Origin of the sequence: Streptomyces sp. NPDC003300, from assembly GCF_040610915.1 — a bacterium.
Taxonomy (GTDB): domain Bacteria; phylum Actinomycetota; class Actinomycetes; order Streptomycetales; family Streptomycetaceae; genus Actinacidiphila.
This window is the reverse complement of the sequence record NZ_JBEXNE010000004.1, coordinates 42,963-66,804: the sequence shown is the minus strand read 5'-3', so window position 1 is coordinate 66,804 and position 23,842 is coordinate 42,963. Positions and strand designations below refer to the sequence as shown.

At 68.5% G+C, this 23,842-nt stretch carries 18 protein-coding genes and 3 pseudogenes; 13 read left to right on the top strand and 8 right to left on the bottom strand.

Going from position 1 to position 23,842, the window contains the following annotated elements:
• Nucleotides 1-52: 52 nt before the first annotated feature.
• Nucleotides 53-861, bottom strand: a pseudogene (locus ABZX65_RS07425) (IS5 family transposase).
• Nucleotides 862-993: 132 nt separating this feature from the next.
• Nucleotides 994-1,482, bottom strand: a complete 489-nt coding sequence (locus tag ABZX65_RS07420) for a transposase family protein (protein ID WP_355335934.1) — start codon at nucleotides 1,480-1,482, stop codon at nucleotides 994-996.
• Nucleotides 1,483-1,532: 50 nt separating this feature from the next.
• Here ABZX65_RS07420 and ABZX65_RS07415 point away from each other — a divergent pair.
• Nucleotides 1,533-2,036, top strand: a pseudogene (locus tag ABZX65_RS07415) (mobilization protein); the annotation flags it as partial.
• 86 nt (nucleotides 2,037-2,122) lie between these two features.
• Here ABZX65_RS07415 and ABZX65_RS07410 read toward each other — a convergent pair.
• Entirely contained in the window at nucleotides 2,123-3,403 is a 1,281-nt protein-coding gene (locus ABZX65_RS07410) for a twin-arginine translocation signal domain-containing protein (RefSeq protein ID WP_355335932.1), read from the bottom strand.
• A gap of 227 nt (nucleotides 3,404-3,630) precedes the next feature.
• On the opposite strand from ABZX65_RS07410, the gene ABZX65_RS07405 reads away from it, so the two are divergent.
• The 9 genes from ABZX65_RS07405 to ABZX65_RS07365 all read left to right on the top strand — a co-directional run bounded on the left by ABZX65_RS07405 (nucleotide 3,631) and on the right by ABZX65_RS07365 (nucleotide 13,239).
• Nucleotides 3,631-4,143 carry an ATP-binding protein gene (locus ABZX65_RS07405; protein ID WP_355335930.1) on the top strand — a complete coding sequence of 171 codons (513 nt, stop codon included), beginning with the start codon at nucleotides 3,631-3,633 and terminating at the stop codon, nucleotides 4,141-4,143.
• 65 nt (nucleotides 4,144-4,208) lie between these two features.
• Complete coding sequence (locus ABZX65_RS07400; protein ID WP_355335928.1) at nucleotides 4,209-4,568, top strand: hypothetical protein; 360 nt, start codon at nucleotides 4,209-4,211, stop codon at nucleotides 4,566-4,568.
• Between the two features lie 82 nt (nucleotides 4,569-4,650).
• Nucleotides 4,651-4,854: a hypothetical protein gene (locus ABZX65_RS07395; RefSeq protein ID WP_355335926.1), complete on the top strand. Its 204-nt coding sequence runs from the start codon at nucleotides 4,651-4,653 to the stop codon at nucleotides 4,852-4,854.
• 5 nt (nucleotides 4,855-4,859) lie between these two features.
• Complete coding sequence (locus ABZX65_RS07390) at nucleotides 4,860-5,270, top strand: hypothetical protein (protein WP_355335924.1); 411 nt, start codon at nucleotides 4,860-4,862, stop codon at nucleotides 5,268-5,270.
• A 79-nt stretch (nucleotides 5,271-5,349) separates the two neighbouring features.
• Nucleotides 5,350-5,529, top strand: a complete 180-nt coding sequence (locus ABZX65_RS07385; protein WP_355335922.1) for an FxLD family lanthipeptide — start codon at nucleotides 5,350-5,352, stop codon at nucleotides 5,527-5,529.
• A gap of 82 nt (nucleotides 5,530-5,611) precedes the next feature.
• Nucleotides 5,612-8,686 (top strand): lantibiotic dehydratase, encoded by a 3,075-nt coding sequence (locus ABZX65_RS07380; protein WP_355335920.1) that lies wholly within the window; start codon nucleotides 5,612-5,614, stop codon nucleotides 8,684-8,686.
• Nucleotides 8,683-9,957 carry a lanthionine synthetase C family protein gene (locus ABZX65_RS07375; RefSeq protein ID WP_355335918.1) on the top strand — a complete coding sequence of 425 codons (1,275 nt, stop codon included), beginning with the start codon at nucleotides 8,683-8,685 and terminating at the stop codon, nucleotides 9,955-9,957. Before ABZX65_RS07380 ends, ABZX65_RS07375 begins: the two co-directional genes overlap by 4 nt.
• Before the next feature lie 30 nt (nucleotides 9,958-9,987).
• On the top strand, nucleotides 9,988-12,066 hold the full coding sequence (gene fxlM, locus ABZX65_RS07370; protein WP_355335916.1) for a methyltransferase, FxLD system: 2,079 nt from the start codon (nucleotides 9,988-9,990) through the stop codon (nucleotides 12,064-12,066).
• Nucleotides 12,067-12,150: 84 nt separating this feature from the next.
• On the top strand, nucleotides 12,151-13,239 hold the full coding sequence (locus tag ABZX65_RS07365) for a hypothetical protein (RefSeq protein ID WP_355335914.1): 1,089 nt from the start codon (nucleotides 12,151-12,153) through the stop codon (nucleotides 13,237-13,239).
• A gap of 62 nt (nucleotides 13,240-13,301) precedes the next feature.
• Here ABZX65_RS07365 and ABZX65_RS07360 read toward each other — a convergent pair whose 3' ends face one another.
• Nucleotides 13,302-15,311 carry a PQQ-binding-like beta-propeller repeat protein gene (locus ABZX65_RS07360; RefSeq protein WP_355335912.1) on the bottom strand — a complete coding sequence of 670 codons (2,010 nt, stop codon included), beginning with the start codon at nucleotides 15,309-15,311 and terminating at the stop codon, nucleotides 13,302-13,304.
• Nucleotides 15,312-15,477: 166 nt separating this feature from the next.
• Complete coding sequence (locus ABZX65_RS07355; protein ID WP_355335910.1) at nucleotides 15,478-16,662, bottom strand: hypothetical protein; 1,185 nt, start codon at nucleotides 16,660-16,662, stop codon at nucleotides 15,478-15,480.
• 401 nt (nucleotides 16,663-17,063) lie between these two features.
• On the opposite strand from ABZX65_RS07355, the gene ABZX65_RS07350 reads away from it, so the two are divergent.
• Nucleotides 17,064-18,632 carry a restriction endonuclease gene (locus ABZX65_RS07350; RefSeq protein ID WP_355335908.1) on the top strand — a complete coding sequence of 523 codons (1,569 nt, stop codon included), beginning with the start codon at nucleotides 17,064-17,066 and terminating at the stop codon, nucleotides 18,630-18,632.
• Between the two features lie 976 nt (nucleotides 18,633-19,608).
• Here the strand turns inward: ABZX65_RS07350 and ABZX65_RS07345 are convergent.
• A pseudogene (locus tag ABZX65_RS07345) lies at nucleotides 19,609-19,831 on the bottom strand (site-specific integrase); the annotation flags it as partial.
• A gap of 359 nt (nucleotides 19,832-20,190) precedes the next feature.
• On the opposite strand from ABZX65_RS07345, the gene ABZX65_RS07340 reads away from it, so the two are divergent.
• Nucleotides 20,191-20,700 carry an HAD domain-containing protein gene (locus ABZX65_RS07340; RefSeq protein ID WP_355335906.1) on the top strand — a complete coding sequence of 170 codons (510 nt, stop codon included), beginning with the start codon at nucleotides 20,191-20,193 and terminating at the stop codon, nucleotides 20,698-20,700.
• A 144-nt stretch (nucleotides 20,701-20,844) separates the two neighbouring features.
• Nucleotides 20,845-22,200 (top strand): hypothetical protein, encoded by a 1,356-nt coding sequence (locus ABZX65_RS07335; RefSeq protein WP_355335905.1) that lies wholly within the window; start codon nucleotides 20,845-20,847, stop codon nucleotides 22,198-22,200.
• 245 nt (nucleotides 22,201-22,445) lie between these two features.
• Here ABZX65_RS07335 and ABZX65_RS07330 read toward each other — a convergent pair whose 3' ends face one another.
• Nucleotides 22,446-22,652, bottom strand: coding sequence for a hypothetical protein (locus tag ABZX65_RS07330; RefSeq protein ID WP_355335903.1), 207 nt, complete (start codon nucleotides 22,650-22,652; stop codon nucleotides 22,446-22,448).
• 150 nt (nucleotides 22,653-22,802) lie between these two features.
• Nucleotides 22,803-23,450, bottom strand: a complete 648-nt coding sequence (locus tag ABZX65_RS07325; protein ID WP_355335901.1) for a response regulator transcription factor — start codon at nucleotides 23,448-23,450, stop codon at nucleotides 22,803-22,805.
• Nucleotides 23,451-23,842: the final 392 nt, after the last annotated feature.

Genomic DNA, 23,842 nt, shown 5'->3' with positions numbered 1-23,842 from the left:
CTGCTGCCCGCTGATGTGTCGCACAGCATCCCGGACAGAGTGCTTCCAGCGGCTAACACTGTGAGTTGATCTGTCGCAGGGCGATCAGGAAGCAGGCGAGTTTGAGGAAGGCTTCGTGGATGTCGGCTCTGCGTTCCCAGCGCATGCGGAGTCGCTTGAAGCCGTGGAGTCAGGCGAAGGTGCGCTCGACGACCCAGCGGTGGATGCCACGGCCGGTGCCGTGTCGCGTGCCGCGGCGGGCGATGGCCGGCACGATACGGGGGGCGCGGACCCTGGTCGCGGTAGATGTCGTGGTCGTAACCGCGGTCCGCAAAGAGCGAGTCCGGCCTTCGGCGAGGGTGACCGCGCCGGCCGCGAATGGTCGGGATCGCGTCGATCAGCGGCAGGAGCTGGGTGACGTCGTTTCGGTTCCCGCCGGTGAGGATGACTGCCAGCGGTGTGCTGCGGCCGTCGGTGATCAGGTCGTGTTTCGAGCCCGGTCGGCCCGGTCGACCGGCGAGCGGCCCGTGTGGAGCCCTCTTTTAGCGCCCTGACGTGCGAGGAATCGACCACGGCTCTCGACCAGTCCAGCCGGGCGGCCTCGTTCAGCTCGGCAAGCAGGACTTCGTGCCGCTGCCACACGCCGACCTCGTTCCAGTCCCGCAACCGGAGCAAGCAGGTCATCCCTGATCCGAGACCGAGTTCCTACGGCAGGTGCTCCCACTGGATGGCCGTGTGTAGCACGAACAGGATCCCGCAATGCACCTCACGGTCTGCTACCAGCTTGCGGCCCGGATACCGGAACCGCCGCTCCCTCCTCGGCAACAGCGGCTCGATCCGCTCCCACAGCTCATCCGACACGATCCACGGCGAGGCTCCCACGACCAGCCCAACACCCAACTTGCACACCAGACTCGGCCACCAGCACCGCTCCACCTCATTGTGTTAGCCGTTGTTACGAGCTCGTGCATGGTTGTGATCGGGGAATGGTGGCTCAGCAATTGGCCTCGTTGATCACGTTGTTCGTCGTGCGGGAAGTGTGGCCTTGATGGACAGGTCGGCCGTCTGCTGATCGGAAAGGAGGCCGGCGACGGCTTGGACGGTGTCGGGCAGGTGATGGTGGCCGTGGTGCCGGGCGAGTGCCTTCCAGTTCTTGAGGTGGGCGATGCCGTGCTCGACGGGGATGCGCCGTGAGGAGTGGGCGAAGCGGGCCTGTTCGTGGTGGGCCATCAGCCATTGCAGGTGTTCGAGGTGCTTGCCGCGGCGTTTTCGCGGTGGGGTGACGACCTGGCCGTAGGTCTGTGCGGCCAGGCCCTGGTAGCCCGCGTCGGCGAGTATCTCCAGGTCGATGGTGCCGGCCAGGAGGTCGACCAGTCCCGCGTCCCGGACCTGGGTGATGTCGGCAACCGACCCGGCCCGCACCTCGCCGCAGAAGAGGATCCGGCCTCGGGCGTCGGTGACGACCAGGGCTTTCATCGCGTTCATCCGGCTTTTGCCGGACACGAACCTCGCCCGTCCAGGCTGATGGGCTGCCGGTCGTCGGACCCGGATCTCGGTGGCACACGGCCCGAGGCCACGCACAGCAGGCCGCCGCCGCCCACCAGAGCGTCCAGCACCTGCAAGCCGCCTACGCCCAGGCAGCCGCACCCCAACTCGCCACCCTCGCAAAGCGCCAGCCCAACCCCGACACCCGCGCCACCCTCGCCAACGACCTACGCGCCGCCATCCCCGACCACGCCACCCGCATCCTCGCCGACCCCGACTGGCCCGCCCTCGCCACCGTCCTCGCCGACGCAGAAGCGGGCGGCCACAAACCAGCCCGCCTCCTCACAGAAGCCGCCGAACAACGCGAACTCCACACCGCCCGCCAACCCGCCCGCGTCCTCATCGCCCGCATCCAACACACGGCCCGCAACCCCGCCCCCAACCGTCGAGCTGAGGCAGCCCGCCTCCGCTCCCAATCGTGGTCATCGTTCAAGCCCGCACAGGGACGAGTGCCTGAGCCTCCCGCCCACGTCTCCCCGTCCGAGGCGCAGAAGCCCCAGCGTCGGCGGTGACGTAGTCCGTCGATGGCTGCCACGGAAGGCGATCAGCCAGAACGTCAGCCGGTCCCATCTGTGAGGGAGGCTTGAGCACCCGGCCGTCAGCTCGCGAGCGCCTCGCCGAGCCTGGCGTGGGCAGCTCCCGGAAGCACTTGGTGCAAGATCTCCGCCCGAGCCCGTACGAGTCCGTCCCGGTACGCCTCCGGCAGCCGCTCCCAGATGGCGACCGCCTTGTCGGCGGCCGCGGTCGGGTCGCCGTCGGTATGGAGGCAAATCGCGGCGTCCATCTCCAGCAGGGCGCGGGTCATGACGGACGGCGAGCGGGTGAGGGCGAGGGCGGCCTCTTGCTCGGCGTAAGCCTCACGTGTGCGGCCGAGGAGGGTGAACGCCTGGGAGAGGTGGACGTGGTGCTTCTGGAGCGGGTAGCCGAACCAGGTGTCGGCGGCCTGGGTGCCGTCAAGGTGTTCCGCGATGAGGCGGGCGTCGGCGACGGAGCGAAGCGCTCCCCGCTGGTCTCCAATCGCGGCCAGAGCCCGCGCGTTGACGGCCGCCGCCAAGGCCGCAGCGGCGGACGGGTTCGGCCCGGCCTCGACTCGGGCCCGGCCGGCGAGATCGGCGGCGGCCTTCGGGGCACCGTAGTTGAGGGGGACCATCGCGTGACGGGCCAGCGCCCAGGCGAGCATCTGCCGGTCGCCGGACTCGCGGGCGGCCTGCTCGGCGGTGGTGAACCAGCCATGCGAGTCACGCTGGTCGCTGCGGTCGTGTTGGATGATCGCCACAAGCCCGGTGATGCCAGCGGCCGTTCGGGCAAGGTCTGCTCGCGCGGCAGCCGCGTGCGGACGGCTGAGGACGGCGCGCAGCAGGTCGAGGTCATCGCGCATCTGCGTCAGGACGACGGTGGGAGGACGGCCGCGATAGCCGCCGCGGTGCCGCTCGAAGGCGCCATCGAGGTAGGCGAGGTCGCCGGCATCGGAGCCAGTCAGCGCCGCGTTGATGCCCTGGCGCGCTTCCGCGATGCCGGGCAGAGCCACCGCTCCCGTTGCCGCCGCCGCTGCCGCGCCAAGGAACTGTCGTCGGTCCACCTCCGTGCCCTCCTCTCCCCCCTCACCACTATCCGGGCGATTCTGGAGTCTGCGCCACTGCTTACTCGCCGCGACCGCCCTGACGATCTTCTCCACCGGCAGGCCGTACGCCTCGGCCAGAAGCGGGTGCCAGGCGGGGACGGGTAAACGACGTTCGGTTTCCCAGCGTTTGAGGTTCTCCCGGTCGAACCAACGGCCGCCCTGCGCCTCTTGCAGGACCAGCGCCTGTTCCTCGCGGGTGCGCCCTGCGGACTCGCGCGCCGTCCGCAGCATGGCGCCGATGCCATCTGGTGCCATCATGCCCGCCTCCCCAGTGTCTCAAAGTCCGGCAACGGATCCTGGCCCCCCAAAGCGGCCCCCCGGTGAAAAACGCACCCCCCGCCGGCACCCGCAATCATGCACAGCCAGCAGTTGACTGAGGGCTCGAACGACAGCAACGGTACGCAATCGGACTACTACGTCTTCCCCTTCGCGCACCGATCCCACTCCTCCATCACGGCTTGCCCCCGGTCGAAGGGTCTCTCGTCATGCGCGCCCACTCCAGCAACTTCTCCATGGTCAGCGATCCCTCGTCCGTGCCTGCCGCCCGGCGACGAATCGAAGAGCTGACCACCGAGTGGGGCCTGCGCCTGGACGAGGACAGCACCCTCGCGCTGGCCACGGTCGTCTCCGAGATGGTCACCAACGCACTCCAGCACAGTGGGGGACGGGAATTCGCCGTCAAGGTAAGGGCCAGCCCTGACAACCGTCGCATCCTCATCGAGGTCCACGACGACTCCTCCGCCTTGCCGCGAACGCTCTCGGCCGCGGACGACGCAGAGGACAGCCGGGGAATGTGGCTGATCAATCAACTGGCCACCGCGAGCGGCGCGGAGCCCACGAAACGCGGCAAACGCGTCTGGGCCGCGATCGCAATCCCCGAGCAGCCGCTCACCCGGCGCAGACTCGCGCTGCGCTCCGGACGAGCCACGCGAGCCGTCGTCAGTCGCCTGGCCTGTCCTCGCCACCGACCGATATCGGCCGGCGCCCGTGCCAGTTGATATCGCGGCCCGCTTCGGTATCGACGCACAGCCGCAGCCCGCACCCGCAAGGAAACCCACCCGCCATGACGCTCTTCCCCATCTGCGGCGAGACCACCCGGCTCCCGGTGCCCCTCGTCCAGCAAGCCCTCCGCCTCGCCGGGCCACACCGAATGCCGGAGGACGCCGATCTTGAGCTGGACTTACGGTGCCATCTTCAGAAGCACAGCGCCGACGATCACTACGCGCTCGTCCTCAGCCTGCCCGGTGTAACCAGCGGTGCGTTGTGGGCCCACTGGACGGGGGGCACTCATCCCATCGCCCTCAAAGTGCTCCCGGACTGCCCGTCGATCGACCCGGATTCACGTGAGCCCTGCTGCGAGTTCGCCGACCATCCAGGTGCGCACAGCTTTCAGTTCGACCCCGCGTCAATCGAGTCGTTCTGACGGCGGCCTCGATCACCCTCTCCAGGGACGAGCGCCAAGGGGCCGTCACCCAACCGCCGCCCGTAGAAACGGAGCAGAAGCCATGACCATCGTCTCAACGATCGCAAGACCCGCCACCGCCGCGTCGCCCACCCGACAGCCGTCCATGGCCGGAGCCTTCATACGGGGCAGCACCTGGTCGATCAGCACCAGGAATGGCATCACCGTCGTTGGCTACCTGCCCTCCTGGGCCGCCGAAGATCCCAGCAAAGCGGATGTCCTCCCCCAAGGCTTCCCGCCGAACTGATCGATGTGGCGCACTGGAGCCCTTTCGACGGGCAGCCGGTACGCATCCACAACCCCGCCCACGCGGACGACGACAACCGGGCCGGCGAGGCCGATGACACCGTCTTCAGCGGCAACATCACCTGCTACCCCCACAGCGAAGACATACGGGAACGCACCCCGTACGCCGACGTCCGCGTGGTCGGTGACCTCTGGATCAACCACCTCACGCCCGCCGACGTCGTCACCCTCGCCGCCAAGCTCCGCTCCCAAGCCGACTACTTCGAGAAGGACGTCGCTCCGGCTCTCGAACGCGCACGCAGCGACTGGGTCGCTCACCGTCCGGATCACGAGGTTTCCGGCTCGGGGGATGCCGCTGAGCCCCGCTCACTGGACGACATGACCCCGACCGGTAGCTGGGAAGCGGCAGACGCGTAGTCGCCCTCACGCCCTCCGCAGACCAGCGCTTTACCCGAAGCACCACCCCGTAATTTCCATCCTCAAAAGGAGAGTTGGCATGAGTCCCAACATCGTGCACACCACGAGCGCGAACCCCGTGGTCACAGACGCTGCCACCACCGACGGCTTCGACCTGGACGTCACCTTGGTCGAGGTCGGCGACGTCGCTGGCCTGATCAGCCTGACGGATGACGGCTGCGGCGAGACCTGCGGCGCCTGCACCACCAACGTGGCCTGACCGTAGGCACACGCAAATGCAGGCTGGTGCCTTCGTCACCCCGTAGGACGAAGGCACTGGCCGCCCGGACCAGGAGGTAGTGATGGCTTCGAGCAGCGCGTTCCGCGCCGGTGGGACCGCGCTCATCCGTGCGGTCGCTCGGCCGAAACTCCCTGTCCCCCCGGTTCCTGACCTCAACGACGCTTCCCCCCACGGTGCGGCTCTCCGGCTGGCGTGGCTACGGGAGGTCTGGTCCGAGGAGGACGTTGCCGAGGCGCTGGAGCACGCCAGCCCGGTCCTCGCCTCCCAGGTACGGGCCCTGTGTTCGTCCGGCGATCCCTCCGACCGTGATGTGCGGCGCGCCGCCGCCTCGATGGCCCGCTACGTGTTGCGTGCCGAGCAGCGGGCAACTCCCTTCGGCTTGTTCGCCGGCGTAACCGCAGCCACCATCGGGACAGGAGCAGGGGCGACGTGGGGTGCGGACCATACGGTCATCGCGCGGGCGAGCGCGGAGTGGCTGACGGCCGTCGTCGAACGGCTTGAGTCATGTCCCGAGCTGCTGGAGCGACTTCCGGTGATCCTCAACAACACCGCCCAGGTGCGCGGTGAACTGCTGGTCGTGCCGTACGAGTCCGACATCCACAGCGACCGGCGGCGTGCGGTTGAGGCATCCATTGCATTGACCGAACCGGTGCGAGTGATCCTGGATGCAGCAGCCCGCGAACCCATCTGCGTGGGCGTCCTCTCCGACAAACTGACTGCGGGCTTCCCCGAGGCAGGTCCGGGACGGGCCCAGCGACTCGTGCAAGGACTGATCCACAACCACGTGTTGATCACCAGCCTGCACGCACCGAGCACCGAGACCGACGCCCTGGACTACCTGCTGGGCCAGCTCGACGCCGTCAACGCCGACACGGTCGCTCCGGTCGCCGACACCATCCGCGAACTGCGGGCCGTACGGGCCGACCTGCGCAACTGCAACTCCCTCGGTGGCCGGGCCCGCGCCGCAGCACGGATGCGGGCGCTGGTCCCGGGTCTGCGCCGCCACCCCCTCGCCCTCGACGTGCAGCTGAGCGCCGAGGTGGAGCTGCCCGAGGAGGTCGCCCGCGAGATCGAACGGGCCGCCTTCGTCCTGACCCGGATCAGCGCCGCGCCGTACGGGACCGCAGCGTGGAAGGCGTACCAGCGGCGCTTCTACGAGCGGTACGGCATCGGCACGATGGTGCCGCTCACCGAGGTCGTCGCCGACAGCGGCACCGGCTTCCCCGACGGGTACCCGGGCACCCAGGCCGCCAAGGACCGCTCCCGGCTCTCCGTACGCGACGACGCCCTGGTGCGGCTCGCCCAGGCTGCCGTCCTCGATGGCCGCAACGAAGTGGTCCTCACCGAAGAGCTGATCGCCGCGATGGAACTGGGGCCCGAGCACCCCAGGGTCCCGCCGCACCTGGGAGTCGGCGTCCGGGTGCACGCTGCCAGCACCGAGGAACTGCGATGCGGCCGGTTCCGGCTGGAAGTGGCGAGCTTGTCCCGCGGCGTCGGCGTCACCATAGGCCGGTTCCTCAGCGTGCTGGCTCCCGAAGACCGCGAGCGGCTGGCAGCAGAGCTGGCCGACTTGCCGGTCGCCGACGCCGGCACCGTCGCCGCCCAGTTGTCCTTCCCGTCGCTGCATCCCACCAGCGCCCATGTCACGCGCGCTCCCCAGGTCCTGCCCACGGTGATCAGCGTCCAGGAGCACCGCGCCCCGACCGGCGACGTGCTCACCCCGGCCGACCTGGCGGTGGCCTGTGACGGGCGCCGGATGTACCTGGCCGCGCCTGCACGTGGGCAGCGGATCGAGGCCATCGGGATGCACGCGCTGAACCTGAAGGAGCACACGCCGCCGCTGGTACGGTTCCTCACCGAGCTGTCCCGTGCCCAGTGCGCGCAGGTCACCCTGTTCGACTGGGGCGCCGCGAACGCGATGCCGTTCCTGCCGCGGCTGCGCTACGGCCGTACGGTGCTCGCCCCGGCCCGGTGGCGGCTGGAAGCCCCCGAGCTGCCCGGCCGCGACCGCCCGCAAACCCAGTGGGACACCGCACTTGAGGACTGGCGGACCCGGCGGCGGATGCCGCAGCGAGTCCACCTGGCCGAAGGCGACCGACGCCTGCTTCTCGACCTTGGCCACGGCGCGCACCGAACCCTGCTGCGCCAGCATCTGAACCGCGCCACGTCGGCGGTCCTCGTGGAAGCCCCGGACGCCGATGCCTACGGCTGGTGTGACGGCCGCGCGCACGAGGTCGTCGTACCGCTCAAGGCGACCCGGCCCCCGGCCTGGCCCGCGCTGCCGACCCCCACCCCATCCCGGGCCTTCTCCCCGACGCAGATCCAGACGCCTGGCGCCTCCTCGTTGCTGCTGGCCACCCTCTACGGCAACCTGCGCCGCCAGGACGTTCTCCTCGCCGGGCACATCCCCGACCTGCTGGACCGACTCGGCTGCCCGCCGTGGTGGTTCATCCGCTTCCGCGACCCCGACCACCACCTGCGGCTGCGCATCGCGCTGCCCGATCCCGACGCCTTCGCCGAGACCGCACGTACCGTCGCCACCTGGGCCAACGAACTGCGCGCAGCCGAACTTCTGTCGGACCTGTGCTTCCCCACCTCCTACCAAGAGATGGGCCGTTGGGGCTCCGGCCCGGCCTGGGACGCCGCCGAGGAGGTGTTCCGTGCAGACTCGCGCGCCGTCGTCACCCAACTCGCCCAGCGCCAAAGTCCGCCGCAGCGCGCACTGGTGGCCGCGCACACCATCGCCATCGCCACCGCGTTCCTCGGCAGCACCGAGGCCGCGATGCGCTGGCTGATCACCCATATCCCCTCCACCGCGCCCGCCCCCGTGCCGCGTCCGCATTTCACCGAGGCCGTACGGCTGGCCGACCCGTCCGACGGCTGGGCGGCGCTGCGCGACGTAACTGGTGGGCAGGCCATCGTGGAAGCGTGGGCCGACCGGGACGCCGCGCTCGCCGCCTACCGGCCCCACCTCCCCGGCCCCGACACCCAAGGCATCCGCCTGGACGACGTCCTCTCCTCACTTCTGCACGTCCACTTCGTACGGCACGTCGCGGTCGACTTCCCCGAGGAGGAGATCTGCCTCTATCTCACACGCGCCGCCGCCCTGGCCTGGCTCTCCCGGAGGGCACGATGACCGTTCCCCACGCGCTGGAGGTGGCCGATGCGGTCGCCGACCTCCTTGCCGACCCCGACACCGCCCCGGTAAGTCCGCGCACCACAACCACCGACCGGCAGCAGCTCGCGTACGGGCCCCTGGGGATCGCGCTGCTGCACATCGAACGCGCCGCGGCCGGTCTGGGCCCGTGGCAGCGCGCCCACGCCTGGCTCACCGCCACCGCCCGGGAGCCGTTCACCAGCGGACCCGACAGCCATCCCTTCTACGGCGCTCCGGCCCTCGCTCATGCCGTGGCCTGCGCCACCGAGCACGAACCCGGCCCGTACCAGCGCGCCCTCGCCAGCCTCGATGCGCAGATCGACCGCGACGTCCGCCGGCGGCTCGACACCGCCCACCGCCGCATCGACGCCGGTGGCCTGCCTGAGCTGGCCGAGTTCGACGTGATCCGAGGACTCGCCGGCTACGGCCCCTACCTGCTGCACCGCGACCCGCTCAGCTCCACCCTGAGCAGGGTCCTCCACTACTGCGTCCGCCTCACCGAGCCGGTCGCCCACGACGGCGAGGCTCTGCCCGGTTGGTGGACAGCCTCCGGCCCTTCCGGCCGCCCGGACGAGCGGTTCCCCGGCGGGCACGCCAGCAACGGCATGGCGCACGGCATCGGCGGCGTGCTCGCGCTGCTAGCCCTCGCCGCCCGGCGCGGAACCACCGTCGGCGGCCACCACGAAGCGATCCGAACGATCCTGGCGTGGCTGGACCGCTGGCAGGAAGAGACCGGCACCGGCGTTGCATGGCCCTACTGGGTCACCCGCGCCGACCTCCGCGAAGGGTGTCCCTCCCCTTCCGCACCGCGCCGCCCCTCATGGTGCTACGGCACAGCCGGCCTCGCTCGCGCCCAGCAACTCGCCGCCCTCGCCCTCGGCGACGCACGCCGCCAAGTCGAGGCGGAGGCTGCCCTCGTGGTCGCCCTCACCGACTCCGCGCAGCTCAAGGCCACCACGGACGACGGCCTGTGCCACGGTTACGCCGGGCTCGCCCACGTCGCGGCCCGCATCGCCGCCGACGCCCGCCCTTCGACCGCCGGGCAGCTCCGCGCCGCGATCCCGGGCCTCTTGGCCGCGGTGTGCCCACCGGGCACCGATCCCGCCAGCGTGGCCAAGGCACTGGTGCAGGACGAGGAAGCCGGACCGGGGTTCCTCGATGGCGCCGCAGGTGTGGCCTTGGCGCTCATTGCCCCCGCCACCGCCTCGCCGCCCCTATCCACCTGGGACTCCTGCCTGCTCCTCGCCTGACTGATCCCGCCGATCGAAGGACCCCTGCCCATGGACCCGGACCGCTGGTACCAGCACAACGTCGTCTTCGCCGACCGCGAGAGCGGCCAGCGCGCCATCACCGAACGCCTCGGCCCCACCCTCCTGGAGGCCGAGGAAGCCGGGCAGCTTGACGGCTGGTGGTTCATGAACAAACAGCCCTGGCCACTTCGGTACCGCGCCGCGCGGCCGTCGTCGCTGGTCCAGTCAGTCTTGAGCGAACTCGTCGACAGCGGGCCGGTGAAGGCCTGGCTGCCTGGCATCTACGAGCCGGAATCCACCGCCTTCGGCGGAGCCCTTGCGATGGACGCCGCCCACGACCTGTTCCACGAGGACAGCCGGCACCTGCTCACCTACCAGCCCGGCCCTGGGCACCTGGGCCGCCGAGAGACCGCCGTCCTCCTGCTCAGCGCCCTGATGCGCGCCGCCAACCTGGATTGGTTCGAGCAGGGCGACGTGTGGGCGAAGGCCGCAACGCTACGACCGGCCACCGACTTCGCCCCGGAACAGGCCGCTGTCCTGATCCCGGCGATGCGCACGCTGATGACCGTTGATGCCCGCAGCCTGTGCCGTCCGGACCGCCCGTTCGACGGGCGCGCCGAGTGGGTGGCCGCCTTCGAGCGGGCCGGAACGACGCTGGCCTACCTCGCCACCGAGGGCAGCATCACCCGCGGCCTGCGCGCCGTCATCACCCACCATGTGATCTTCCACGCCAATCGCGCGGGCCTCCTCCCGGAGGACCAAAGCGCCCTGTTCACCACCGCACGAGAGGCAGTCATGGGATCGAGTGACAACGCCGCGTCGTCCACCGAGGCCACGCCCGACACCACTAGCGTCAAGGCGGTGACCACCGACACGATCACCCCCAACGGGGCCGAAGCCGCTCGACTCCGCAACGCCCTGGTCGACCAGATCCGCACCTCCGGATACGCCCGCACGCCCGCCGTCGAGACCGCGCTGCGGACCGTTCCCCGCCACCTCTTCGTGCCCGACGCGACCCTCGAAGACGCCTACGCCAACAGCCCGGTCAACATCAAGTACGACAACGACGGCACGTCGATCTCCTGCGCCTCCCAGCCCGGAGTCGTCGCCCTCATGCTCGACCAGCTCGACGCCCGCCCCGGCGAACGCATCCTCGAACTGGGCGCCGGTACCGGCTACAACGCCGCACTCCTCGCCCACCTCGTCGGCGAGAAGGGCCACGTCACCACGATCGACGTCGACGACGACCTCGTGGAAGGCGCCCGCGCCCACCTGGCCGCGGCCGGCTTCAGCAACGTGGAGGCCCTGACCCGCGACGGCGCCGTCGGCAACGCCGCAGGCGCACCGTACGACCGGATCATCGCCACCGTCGGAGCACACGGCGTCCCCCACGCCTGGCTCGACCAGCTCGCACCCGGCGGACGCCTCGTCGTCCCCCAACGGCTCAAGGGCAGCGTGTCCCGCTCCATCGCCTACGAGCAGCACGACGGCCGCTGGACCAGCGTCAGCAGCAAGATGAACACCTTCATGCCCCTGCGCCGCGGCATCGCCGACGACGACCGCCGCGTCATCCCCCTCAGCACGGACGGCACTGTCCGGCTCCAGGCCCCCGCCGGACAGCCCATCGATGCCGACACCCTGGCCGGCGTGCTGGATCAGCCGCGCACCGAGGAGTGGACGGGCATGACCGTCCGCGCGATGGAGTCACCGGAGTGGATGGAGCTGTTCGTTTCCTGCTTCCTGCCCTCGGGTCTGATCCGGATGCTGTTCCCGGCCGACGCGAAGGGCACGCTGCTCACCGAGGACCCTTACCCGTCCTCGACTGCGGCCGTCGATAAGGGCGCCGTCACCTACCTCGCCCGCCGCCTCTTGAAGACGACGACGGCCGAGGGCGACAAGCTCTGGGAATTCGGCGTCATCGGCCACGGCCCCGGCAGCGACGAACTAGCCGCCCAGGTCGCCGACGCGATCCGCACCTGGGACCGCGACTACCGAGGCCGTGAAGCCACCTTCGAGATCCAGCGACTCGACGCACCCGCGATCGAGCAGCGGCCCGGCCTCTTCGCCATCGACACCCCACTGAACCGCATCGTCGCCGACTGGCGGTAACGCCCGCTCACATGAGGGGAGCCCGCACGCGTAGCCGACGGGCTCCCCCGGTCCCTACCCACACCGTCACCGACAGGCGGACTCATGGACCCGCACGGCCCGATAGCAAAACGCTTCCCCCTCGTCGCCCGCTTCCGCCCCGCCTGCCTGCCCCCGCCCGACCGCGTGCAGGCACTGGCGGACCTGGCCAGCCGGGCCGCTGAGCAGAACGATCAGGGCTTGGCCTCCACCGTCTTCAACCAGGCGGCACTCCTCGCCTCAGACGTCGGCCTCCCCGACCTCGCCCGGTCGATCTGCCACCGCCACGCCCAGGCATACCTGACCGCAGGCCCGCTTCCCGCCATGAGCGCCATCCGCGGCCTCGAACCCCTGATCAACCTCGCCCGCCTACAGATCCGCGCCGGCAACCCCGACAACGCCCGCCAACGCCTCCTCGACCTCTACGAAGCCGTCGGCACCGGCACCCCCGTCACCTTCGAGGGCATCACCGTCCCAGACAACCTCACACACACCGACAAAGACCGCCACGAAGTCCACGCCTGGCTCTGGCGCGTCCTCCTCGCCGACGGCACCCGCACCCTGACCACCACAGGCCGCTGGCCCGAAGCCCTCGCCCACATCGAGCGCCACCACGGCATCGGCACCCGCATGCTCGACGGCCGCCAAGTCGCCATCGTCGCAGCCCTCACCGAAGGCCGAACCGACCGCGCCGCCGCTCTGCTCACCACCACGGCCCCGGGCGAACCGTGGGAGCAGATCGTCACAATTTGCCTGACGGTGTTCTGCCGCCGCGACGCCGACCAAGCCGTCGATGGCCAAGTCGCACACCTGGTCAACGTCTATCTGGGCCACGTGGCAAAGCCGGGCCTGACCATCTTCGATATCCGCCTCGGCCTAACGGCCTTTGATGCGGCTTGCACCCCAGCCCATCCGGAAGCACGCAAGCTCGCCGAGGACATCGTCCGCCGAGCTATAGATGCCCACGACGGATACGCGGCTCGCGAACTCGCGATGCATCCTGTGGCCGTCGCGCTCGTCGCAGCCACGCAGGCCCAGGACTGCCGTGACCTGATCCGAACCTGCGCACTGGGAGTCGGCACCATCCCAGATGAGCTCCAGGCAACTCTCTCCGGCGCCCTCGACACCGCCGGACGGGTACTCACCGCCCGGTGACCAAGACTCGTGCGGTGAGCAGCCGCGTCGACCTCAAATCCCCGACTAACACATGCGTCAATTCATACAAGCGGTAGCGCTCGAAGGAAGCCTCCGCTCACCACGTAGAGAACTCCGTCGACAACTGGGGGTGGCTGCGCGGGATCGTGGGACCAGAGCGCATCTGCGACGGTGCGCCTCTTCCCGGTGCTCTCGTCGAATGCGAGGAGTTGACCGGCGCGGTGTGCGGCGAACACGGTTTCGCCGACAGCGAAGGGCTGCTTGTCGAATGCGCCCGGGCCGCGGTGGGTCCAAAGGACTTCTTCGGCGAGGTAGTCGTAGGAGGTGAGCCGATGAGGATCCCGGGTGGGAACGACGACGGTCCGGCTCGTCGCCAGAGGAGCAGCGCTTATTCTCGCGCCGCCCTCGATACCCCACCGGGTGGTCCCCTTCGTCGCGTCCACGGCGAAGAGCCGGCCTTCCCTGTCCACGAGGAACACCACGGGGCCTGCCTCCTGCGGTGCCACCGCTGCCTGCGCCGTGGCGTGTTCCCACCGAGCGGTGCCGTCGTCAAGGTTGAGGGCAACTGTCCTGTCGCAGGAGTTGCCAGCGCTCAACACCATGTAGGCGGATGTCTGTCCAACCGTCCAGTGCCGGATCGAAGGCAGATCGACCGATCGCCAGCGTTCCTTGCCGACGGTCGCGTCCAATGCCACAAGGTGGGACGCCCCTGGCTGGGAGGAGGCGGAGCTGTCTGTCACCAGCACGTACACGTTCTCGCCGCGAACGACAGGCGGGGACCCAATCGTTCCGGTGCTATCGCGCCACGACCAGAGCCGTTCCCTGGACTGGCAGTCGATCGCCATCAGTCCGCCGGCTTCAACCGCGAAGTACAGGGTTCCGCGATCGTGAACGACCGCACCCTCTCGGACCCGAAACGGCAACGGTCCCCGACGCTGTCCCGACCGAAGATCCCGGGGACGCAACTGCCGCATGGCAGCGACCTCGTAGACCGTCCCCGCTCCGACCACCGGAAGGCCCGACGTGCGTGGGTGCTTCCACAGTTCCTCTCCGGTAGCCGCGTCGACGGCGCGCAAGAGACTGCGGTCGCGCACGACAATGACCCCTTCGGAGAACTGCGGCTGGGTCGCGCCCTCGCCGACCTTGAGGGGCGGCCAGAGGTCAGCACTGTCACGGACTAATCTCCCTTTGGTGCCACGTGACGTCCGCTTCGCCACGGGAGTGGCGGCCCGGGATCCGTTCGGTTCCGGGAGCGCAGAAGGCTCGCCGGCAAAGGCGGCGTGTCCGTACAGGTCGGCGCGGATCATCGAACGCGTGACCTCGGCTCCCCGTGAGGCGTAGGTGCCGGCCAGTTCCGCCAGGCGCGAGAACAGTGCATCAGCCTCGTGGTTCGACCGGTTCGGCGTGCTGGGCAAAAGTCGTTCGACCGCGCTCGTCCTGTCGGAGAGGTCAGCTCCCTCAAGTCGGATCGGCAGAAGGCTGAGTCGATACAACAGGCGCCATGTCAGCTCCTGTACCGACACATCCGCAGTCCCGCTTCCGCCCCGGACTGCCGCCTCAACGATCGCGTCCAACTGCACAAGCCGACGACGAGCCCTGCTGTCAGCATCGCTCGCGGCCTTGGCGCGGAAGACGCCCTCGGTTCCGGACGAAACCGCGATCGTCGCCAGCGCCCCCAGTTCGTGCGCGGGTACGCATCCGGGCACGACCGCCAACCCGAGGGCCCAGCGCCCGCTTCTCAGGAGCGGCCACCGCTCATGGACAACGTCGAGATACGCGCCAATGAGCCGAACGGAGGACTCGTCCGCCGCGGTGAGTTTGGGCCGCCGCCGGACCCCGATGGCCAGCGCATGCGGAGTGCCGTGCACCCCCACACCTCGCACCAGCAGGTCATCCACGCTGCTGTCCGACCACGCCTGGAAACGCACCGACTCCGGACTCACGCCGTCGCCGAGACCGGGAACCGGTGCCCTCGTCAGCAGGTGAGAGAGCAACACCGCCCCCTGCTGGTGCTCAAGCCGGGTACCGCCCCCGCCCGTGGCGTACGGGTGGACTCCAGCAACCTTGCCCATCAATGCTTTCCCTTCCCGCCCGCGGTGGGTCCGCTGGCTCCGTCCATCGGCCGGGAAACGGCAGCGTTCCTCCTACCCGCACCTTGCTCGCTATGGGGGGAAAAGATAGTGGCCATACGCGTGCAGCGGCGCACTTCGACATCTTCGCCCAGCCCTGCGGGCGCAGTCAGTCGGAGTTACTCGTGTGATGGCGGGGAAATGCCTCGCCGACCGGCCAAACCTCTGGCAGACCGAGGACAGCATGGACAGAGGAAGCCGCTGGCTGGCGTGTGACTTGGACGCCGACGAGCTGTGCAGTTGCCCAGGTAGGAAGGATGGGGGCTGGAAGTGAGCTGGGGTCTGGGCTTTGCCAGAGGACGGGTGGGTTCTTCGTCCAAGTCCACGGTGCTGGGTTGTGGACGGTGAGTACGCCGCTGACCCGGCCGTGGCCGTGGGCGGAGGTTGCAGTCCAGTAGCCGTCGCGCTTTCGGCCGAGGGCAGGTGTGCCAGCGTGGGCATACTCGACGGAGGTTCCGTACAGCGCCGTCTCGGTGTCCACATCTTCAGGGAAGAAGGCCGCATGGCCAACTGCCACGATGAACGGCAGCGCTAGGTCGCCGTACTTCCCGCCTTTCCTCCTGACCGCGTCAAGCACCCGACCCGGCTGGTCGTCGAGCCCGTCTGACACGGGATGGATGCCGATCGTCCTGCTTGTTGGGTTACCTCGCGCACCGGGATCGCGGGGGAAGGCCTGGAATGTGACGCTCCAGTCGCCGTCCTGCCAGGTGTGTTTCGGCAGTGGAACCTTGCGCTCGTGTTCGGCAATGACTTGGTCGGGATCCAGGCTTGCGAGCCACCGCGTCAGCTCGGCCTTCAGCCGCTTCTGCGGCGGCGTTGCCGATCCGGCTCTTTCGAGCTGGTAGGACACGAAAAAGTTGGGGCTCGGCACACGATCGATGGCGTCGGCCAGTTGGGGCGGGAGCGGGTTGGACGCGTAGCCACTCAGGCGCTGGGCCGTCCAGATCGCCTCGACGACAAACTGCTCGCCGTCGCGGGTGACCAGGAAGTCAGGGTTCTTGCCACGGGTGCCTATGCCGGGCTCGATCTCCACGGTGCATCCGGAACCGAGCAGCATCTCGTGTAGGTACAGCTCCCATAGCGCGGAGAAGACGTTCGTGTCGGAGTTCCGGTCCAACAGCCGGCTGCACACGCCGGGCTGAGCGTGGTCCGGGAGGTGCGACCACCACTCGTTGATCACATCCCGAACCTGGTCCCAAAAAGGACCGGCGATCCTCTCGAAGAACTCGGCGTCCCTCTCCGCCGCTCTCTTCGGCGACGCATCCGTACGGTCCCAGTTGGTGTAAACGACCATGGCCAGCGATCGTAGATCACTCGGCCGACTACTTCTGTTTGTTTTCCACTGCGCTGCAATGGATGGCAGGGCTCACCAGATTTCCGAGTCGTGCAGCAAGGTCGGCGCAGGTGCTGTCCAGCTTCCGACGCTGCCGAGACGTCGGCGGTCAGCCTCCAGCCGTCAGGAGCTATCAACGGCAGCCACTGACCGGGGGACGGTCAAGAACGAATGTGCCATCCGCTGCCAGAAGGGTCGCCGAGTTGCCCCCGAGGAAGACGACATGGTGTCCGGCGATAGCTCCATAGGGCTGTTCGTGACCAGGGAGCCGCTCGACGAGGGCCTACTGACGCGATCCACTCGGTGCGGGATACTACGGAACGGCTCCGATTTGAGACTCACGTACAGGGCTGGGGGAAGCGGTGGCGGGGGCGAACGACCCATACGCACGGGAGGTTGCGCGGCAGGCCAGAGAGCAGGAGAGGGCCCGCAAAGCAGCCGAGACCGAGGCCAAGCGGAAGGCACGCGAGGAGAAAGTTGCGTACGAGGCAGCCCGTGCGCAGGAAGCTGTCGACCGGACCAGCGTCACCGAGCACGACGTCGAACAGTTGTCAACGCTGCTGCGCGCGGCGGTGCTGGACGGAGAGCCACTGACGTTCGAGCGACTGCGGCAGGAGTTCGTCCCCGCTCCGTTCGTCCCACCCGTCGGACGTACCAAAGCTGCACCAACACCTCGTTGGGAAGAGTTCGAACCAGAGGCGCCACGCGGGTTGCGGGGGGCACTCGGGTTCGGGCGGCGTGGATACGAGGCAGAGGTCGAAGTGGCTCGCGAGCGCTTCGACAGGGCGCTGCGGGATCACGCACGCGACGAGAAGAAGCGCGGTAAGAAGCTGCAGGAGGCGCGCGCTCGGCACGCTGAACACAATCGGGACGAGGCCGCGCGGATCGGGGCGTGGAATGACGCACTTGAGCAGCGTCGCAACGCCTATCGTGACCGGGATGTCGAAGCGGTCGAGTGGTTCGTCGACCAGGCCCTCGCTGCTTCCGCGTACCCCCACGGCTTCCCGAAGGCGCATAAGGTCTCCTACCAGGCAGACACGGGTGACCTCCTCGTTGAGATCGACCTCCCCCTGGAAGACGTGGTCCCCGCTGCTCGTGCCTACCGCTACGTCAAGACGCGCGATGAGATGACGCCCGTCCCGCGCCCTGAGAAGGAGCGGAAGGAGCTGTACGCGTCGGTCCTGGCCCAGACGGCTCTGCGCACGGTGCACGAACTCTTCGCGGCCGATACCGACGGCGTGGTCCAGTCGATCGCACTGAACGGGCATGTAGCCACGATCGACCGGGCTACAGGACGAAAGGTGCACCCGTGCTTGATCACGCTTCAGGCGGAACGCACCGAGTTTAGCCAACTGGTGCTGACCCAGGTCGACCCACGGGCTTGTCTGAAGCGGCTTCGCTCGCTTATCTCGCCGAATCCGTACGAGCTCGAACCGGTGCGCCCGCTCGTCACGTTCGACTTGTCCAAGTTCCGGCTCATGGACAGTTTGGACGTCGTGGCTGGCCTGGACAGCCGACCCGTGCTGATGGACCTGAAGCCCACGGAGTTCGAACACCTCATCCGGCAGCTGTTCGAAGCTATCGGCCTCGACAGTGTGAACACTCAGCCTTCGAAGGACGAGGGCGTCGACGCAGTCGCGATGAACACTGACCCGGTCATGAAGGGCCTGTGCATCATTCAGGCCAAGCGCACCAAGAACGTAGTGCCCTTCGAGACCGTCTCCGCGCTCGCCGGCGTCGTGGAACACAAGCGAGCAGCCAAGGGCATCCTGGTGACCACCTCCTGGTTCGGCCGAGCCAGCGAGGCGTTCGCCAACGAGCACGGGCGCCTCGAACTCCTCGACGGAGCCAACCTGGTGCACCTGTTCAAGGAGCACATGAATCTCGACGTCATCCCCGGGCCGGTGCCACCGAAACGGCGCCCTCGGTAGCCGCGGAGTCGCACCCGACATCCTCGCGAGGCACGGGGCATGGTCTCGGCTCCGGCCTCATTCGCCGCCATCGGGCCCCGTCCGACAAATCCGACGCAGACCGGGCGTTACCACCAGCCGTTACGGGAACGCCAGATCGGCGTGTGCTGACCCGCCACCTTTCGATGCACCAGTACCCCAGCGATATAGAGGGGTTTGAAGGCCCACCAGCACAGCCACAGTTCGCCTAGCAGCAGGTATCCAAACAACTTGAAGCCGCCTGCGATGCAGCCCGGCCCCCCGCTGTTGCTTGTCCCGCGGCGGCGTGACCTACCGCCGACGTGGCCGCTGATCGAGAACGGACCAGGGAGCGGGACACGCCAGCTCATGCGCACTGAGCCTCCCCCCTCGCGCGCACGGCAGCTAACGCAGACAGGGCGGTGCAACAACGCATGGATCCCCCAGAGATGGCCGTAACAGCCGGATATACCCGACCGAGGCGTCGCATTTTGCCATACTGCGCAACCCGGAGTGTGCGGATTCGAGCTGACTCGATGCCGCCGACCCACCTTCCCCCAGACAGATTGCTTTGGGGGGCGCCCGGTCTTCTCCCGCGCTGCGTCGAGGAGACCGAAAAACCACTGCTGTTGTCCGTCTCGTCCCGCCGTACGTTCGACCTCGCACCGCTAGGCGCTGGCCGTCGTGGTGGCACCCGGCCATGCGCCCCCTCTGGCCGGCAAGAACGTATGGTTCGCTGGTCTCAGTTCTGGTCTCATTCAGCCGCGTTCGGGTCCGTCCGCCACCCGCCCATGCGTCGGATCGGCCGCAGGTCAGACCGCCTCCGCTTCCTCCCGCACGCCAACGTGACCCGTTGGAAAGCGTGTTGGGGGCAACCCCTCACGAGTTCGAATCTCGTATCCTCCGCCATTGCTCTCACCGGGCAATATGCCGATGGCCCCCACCGTTCGCGGTGGGGGCCATCGGTGTCTTCCCAGCCCCCGTTGTCCTGGTTTTTGTCCACAGCGGGCGTTCCCGGGTGGCCCCAGATGGCACCGGCGATCTTCCGCGCCACGTCCTTGAGCATGGCGTCCGGCACACGCAGGTAGCGCGCCCGCATGCTGGCATACGTGCCCGGCTCCCACCAAGGGCCGTTTCCCGTCGTGGTAATCCGTGTTCGGGCTCAGCGGGCCGCCCAGCGGTTTGATGAACACGTAAGTTGACCCTCACCCTGGCCAGGTCAGAGTGTCGGCCCCAGTTGATATGGTCCATCCCCGCGGGCGCGGGGAGCAGACGACCACGCCGTGGACATCGCCGATGTGGGAGGGTCCATCCCCGCGGGCGCGGGGAGCAGTCTGCTTGACCTGCGGTCGTTCCGTGGATGTCGGCCGTGCAGAACCAACTTCAAAGAAAGCCGCAAAAAGAATATTCCTCCCATGGGCCGACACCTAGTCGTCCAGCAAACAGAATACGGACGGCAAGCGAGGCACCTGGCGGGCGCATCACGCCAACGGCGCGCACACCACGTGGCACAGTCGGCGATCCGCTTCCGGGACAACCTGTCTGCCCGTACGGTGCAGGTGTGCTCGCTCCCCCGCCCCGGCCCCTCCTCTTTCTCGACGTCGACGGACCACTCATTCCCTTCGGGGCGACACGGGAGGAGTACCCGGACGGATATCCGACGTACGTGCCGCAGGAAGCCGGTGCGAATCCGCTGCTTGCCAGGGTCGATCCGGCTCTCGGGCGCAAGTTGCTGGCGCTGCCCTGCGATCTGGTGTGGGCGACCACGTGGGAAGCCGAGGCCAACGAGTGCCTCGCGCCGCTCCTGGGGCTGGCGCAACTCCCCGTGGTCACCTGGCCGGAACCCTCAGAGGAACGCAATCCGTCCGGGCTGCACTGGAAAACGCGCACTCTTCTCGACTGGGCTGCCGAGCGCCCCTTCGCCTGGCTCGACGACGAGATCTCCGACGCCGACCGCACGTGGGCGCAGGCGCACCACCCCGCACGAACCCTTCTCCACCGCGTCGACCACCGCCACGGCCTCACCGACACGGACCTCGCCGCTGTTGCGATGTGGTTGCACGGCAGTTAGCGGTCCCCGCCCGGCGGTCACTGACAGAGCCACGGTCTGGCCAAATACCAACCTGCGCCGACCTATGCTCACTTGCTTGCGCTCCCCCGCCTCGTCCTACCGTCCTCCGGCTCACGTCATATGACATCAACGGAAGGGCTGTCGGTGAACGAGGACGAGTCCAAGGCCATTGCCGAGATCCTCGAAGAGCTGAGCACCACCTCCCATGTCCAGGTCCGCTCATCCGCCGAACTCGCCGACCAGGTCAGCAAGGCAGCAGCGGAGGAGGACAAGAAACGGTTGGAGGACGGGCGGGGTCCGCAGCGCCGCCGCACCGACTACCGAGCCGTTCGGACAGCTCCGCAATCGTTGGCACTCACGCCGTGGCAGGTCATCCACGCCATCAGCCTCGGTGCCGCCGCGGGCCGCCAGGGCGCGGGGCGAGGTCTCGCCGAGCACTGGGGCAGCCTCCGCTACAGCCAGGCCATGGAAGCCAACCGGGGCCGTTACCTGCAGCTATCGTCCGAGGGACGCGATCTCCTGCGCTTCTACAAGGCCACGCAATCCGGGGAAATCGGCACCGGCTTCGCTTCGCTGCTGGCCGAGAACGTCGTCAGGTCCCGGTACCCCGACCACTCGGTCTCTGTGATCCCGGCGGATGTCGCCCTCAAGGCCGACTGGACTCTGCGCAGTTCCGGTACCGACGGCCGCCCGGAGGCGCTACAGCGACGGCCCCACTTCTTCGTCGAAGCCTGGCAACCGGGGCAGCCGTCCCACGTCCTCCTGCTCGCATCCAAGGGCAGACACAGCAGCGTTCGTCAGGTGCACAAGCAGCTCAGCACGGCCAGCGCCCACGTGGAGTCCGTGCACATCGGACCGTACGGCACAGTCCCGTACCTGCTCATCGGCACCGAGATCCCCACAAAGGAAAGCCTCGCCGTGCACGTTTTGGAGGTGCCGGGCGCCACCGCTCTCCGCCCGCCCGGGAAGCCATCGGCGCCCGATCTCGACCTCTACCTGGAACAGGAGAACCGCGCGGCCGACACCGTACGGCCCGCGGGTCACGGAGAGACGACCGTCCCCGGATTCCAGATAATGCCCGACTCCTTCGCCTGGTTCAGCTCCGTGCTGGCACTGACGGAAGCAGCCGCTCTCATGGCCTTCACTGGAGGCGGCAAGCCCACTGTCCAGTATCTGACCAAGGAACAAGGGAAACGCCACTTCCAGCACGACGCCAACGCCAACACGGCCAGGCTGCGCGACGCAGAGCACACCATCCACGGCATCGACTTCGTCGGCACCGATCACATCTATCGCCTCAACGGCACCCGAGTAGAGGCGTTCTCCGGCCTCCGGAGGAGCCTGTACCTGCACCTCCACCATGGGCGCGTCAACGAATACCGACGCGAGGTACACGACTTGCGCGGGCAGTGGCCGGACCACAGCACATCGAAGCAGTGGAACGCGGTGTCCGTCCGCGCCGATGGAACCGTCATGGCCATCCGGCTCCGGGGCGAGTGAGCTGGAGGGCAGACACAGCTACTGACCGGTCATCCCCGTGAGCGCGGGGAGCAGCCGACCATGGGCTGGCTCTTCGACTTCGCGCGGGGTCCATCCCCGCTCGCGCGGGGAGCAGGGCGGTCGCAGCTTCCTGCGCGGCGCGGGCTTTGGTTCATCCCCGCTCGCGCGGGGAGCAGTCTGACTGACCTGCAGTGATTGCGTGACGCGAGCCGCACAGAACCAACTTCAGAGAAGTGGCGGCGTCCCTATCCCAGCATCGCCCGTGTCATCACGGGCGGCGATGCGGTGAGATCCAGCGCCGCCTCCTGCTCGGCGTAGGCCTCGCGCGTACGCCCCATGAGGGTGAACGCCTGCGAGAAGTGGACGTGGTGTTTCTGGAGCGGGTGGCCGAACCACGTGTCGGCGGCCTGACTCCCGTCGATGCGCTCCGCGATCAGGCGGGCGTCGGCCACAGAACGAAGCGCGCCTTGGTGGTCCCCGGCGGACGCGAGTGGCCGAGCGGGTCGCGCTGGTCACCGGGGTGGTGCTGGATGATCGCCACCAGTCCGGCGATCTCGGCGGCCGTGGCTCTGCGGCCACTCCCTGTGGGACACCGACCGTGTTCAGTTCCCCTCCAGGCGCCGGTAACTCTCCTGAGTGATGAGGCGGTATCCGACGTTGCGCACCGTCGCGATGAGGCCGGGGACGGCCAGTTTCGACCGCAGTTCGTGGATATGCACTTCGAGCGCCCGTTCCGGGTCCTTCGCACCGTTGCGTGACAGGCAGTTGACGAGATGGTCCCGGCTCAGCGCCTGGCCGGCCCGACGGGCCAGCGTCACGAGCAACTCGTATTCTGTCGGCCGCAGTTCCACTTCGGTCCCGCGCACGGTCACCCTCCTGGACTCCTGGGAGATCCGGAGCGGTCCGTAGGCGATGTGGGAGCTGCTGTTTCCCGTCGTGACGGCGGGGGCCGGGTGTCCCGCGATGCGCAGCCGTGCGACCAGTTCATCCAGGCTGAACGGCTCCACGAGGAATTCGTCGATCCCCGCCTCGCGCCCGGCTTTCCAGGCATCCGTGTCGGCGTGCCGGGTGATGGCGACGATCGGGGCGCCGCAGGCGGCACGCAGCCGTCCGCACTTTCCCAGAACCGGATTGTTGATCGTGTCGCACTCCAGCAGAACGACGTCCGGCCAGTGGCCCGCCAGCGCCAGCTGGTCGATCCGCGGCACCGTGAGAAGGGCGAACCCCATTGGCTGCAGGAGGATCACCATCTCCCTGTGCCGACGGACGGGACCTGTGAGCAACACCTTCATGACGGTCAGTCAACACCACGCCGAAGCTCATCGTCAGCTCAACGCGGGAGGTGCCCCGCGGTCATGTCGTGGTGAGCTGGGAACGCAACACTGCCACGTCGGGGGCTGCTCGAAGTGGCCGGTTCCGGCGCGGCCGGCACCGCAGGAAACCACGGGGGGACACGCACTGATCGGGCCCCCTCGCCGAAGAGAGAGCTGCCGAGGACATGAACAAGAAGAAAAGCCGCGGACCGGGGAACACCAGGCGCAGGGGCGCTCTGGGCTGCGCGATCTTCCTGCTGGGAGTCGCGTCACTGTGCGCCTGCAACGACTCGAACATCTCGAAGTTCGATGCGGCTCCGGCCCTCCCC

Coding starts and splice junctions, on each gene's coding strand:
- ABZX65_RS07385 (WP_355335922.1), top strand. CDS start 5,350: ATGAGTCCCAACATCGTGCACACCACGAGCGCGAACCCCGTGGTCACA.
- ABZX65_RS07365 (WP_355335914.1), top strand. CDS start 12,151: ATGGACCCGCACGGCCCGATAGCAAAACGCTTCCCCCTCGTCGCCCGC.
- ABZX65_RS07400 (WP_355335928.1), top strand. CDS start 4,209: ATGACGCTCTTCCCCATCTGCGGCGAGACCACCCGGCTCCCGGTGCCC.
- ABZX65_RS07360 (WP_355335912.1), bottom strand. CDS start 15,311: ATGGGCAAGGTTGCTGGAGTCCACCCGTACGCCACGGGCGGGGGCGGT.
- ABZX65_RS07405 (WP_355335930.1), top strand. CDS start 3,631: ATGCGCGCCCACTCCAGCAACTTCTCCATGGTCAGCGATCCCTCGTCC.
- ABZX65_RS07395 (WP_355335926.1), top strand. CDS start 4,651: ATGACCATCGTCTCAACGATCGCAAGACCCGCCACCGCCGCGTCGCCC.
- fxlM (WP_355335916.1), top strand. CDS start 9,988: ATGGACCCGGACCGCTGGTACCAGCACAACGTCGTCTTCGCCGACCGC.
- ABZX65_RS07380 (WP_355335920.1), top strand. CDS start 5,612: ATGGCTTCGAGCAGCGCGTTCCGCGCCGGTGGGACCGCGCTCATCCGT.
- ABZX65_RS07355 (WP_355335910.1), bottom strand. CDS start 16,662: ATGGTCGTTTACACCAACTGGGACCGTACGGATGCGTCGCCGAAGAGA.
- ABZX65_RS07325 (WP_355335901.1), bottom strand. CDS start 23,450: ATGGTGATCCTCCTGCAGCCAATGGGGTTCGCCCTTCTCACGGTGCCG.
- ABZX65_RS07375 (WP_355335918.1), top strand. CDS start 8,683: ATGACCGTTCCCCACGCGCTGGAGGTGGCCGATGCGGTCGCCGACCTC.
- ABZX65_RS07410 (WP_355335932.1), bottom strand. CDS start 3,403: ATGATGGCACCAGATGGCATCGGCGCCATGCTGCGGACGGCGCGCGAG.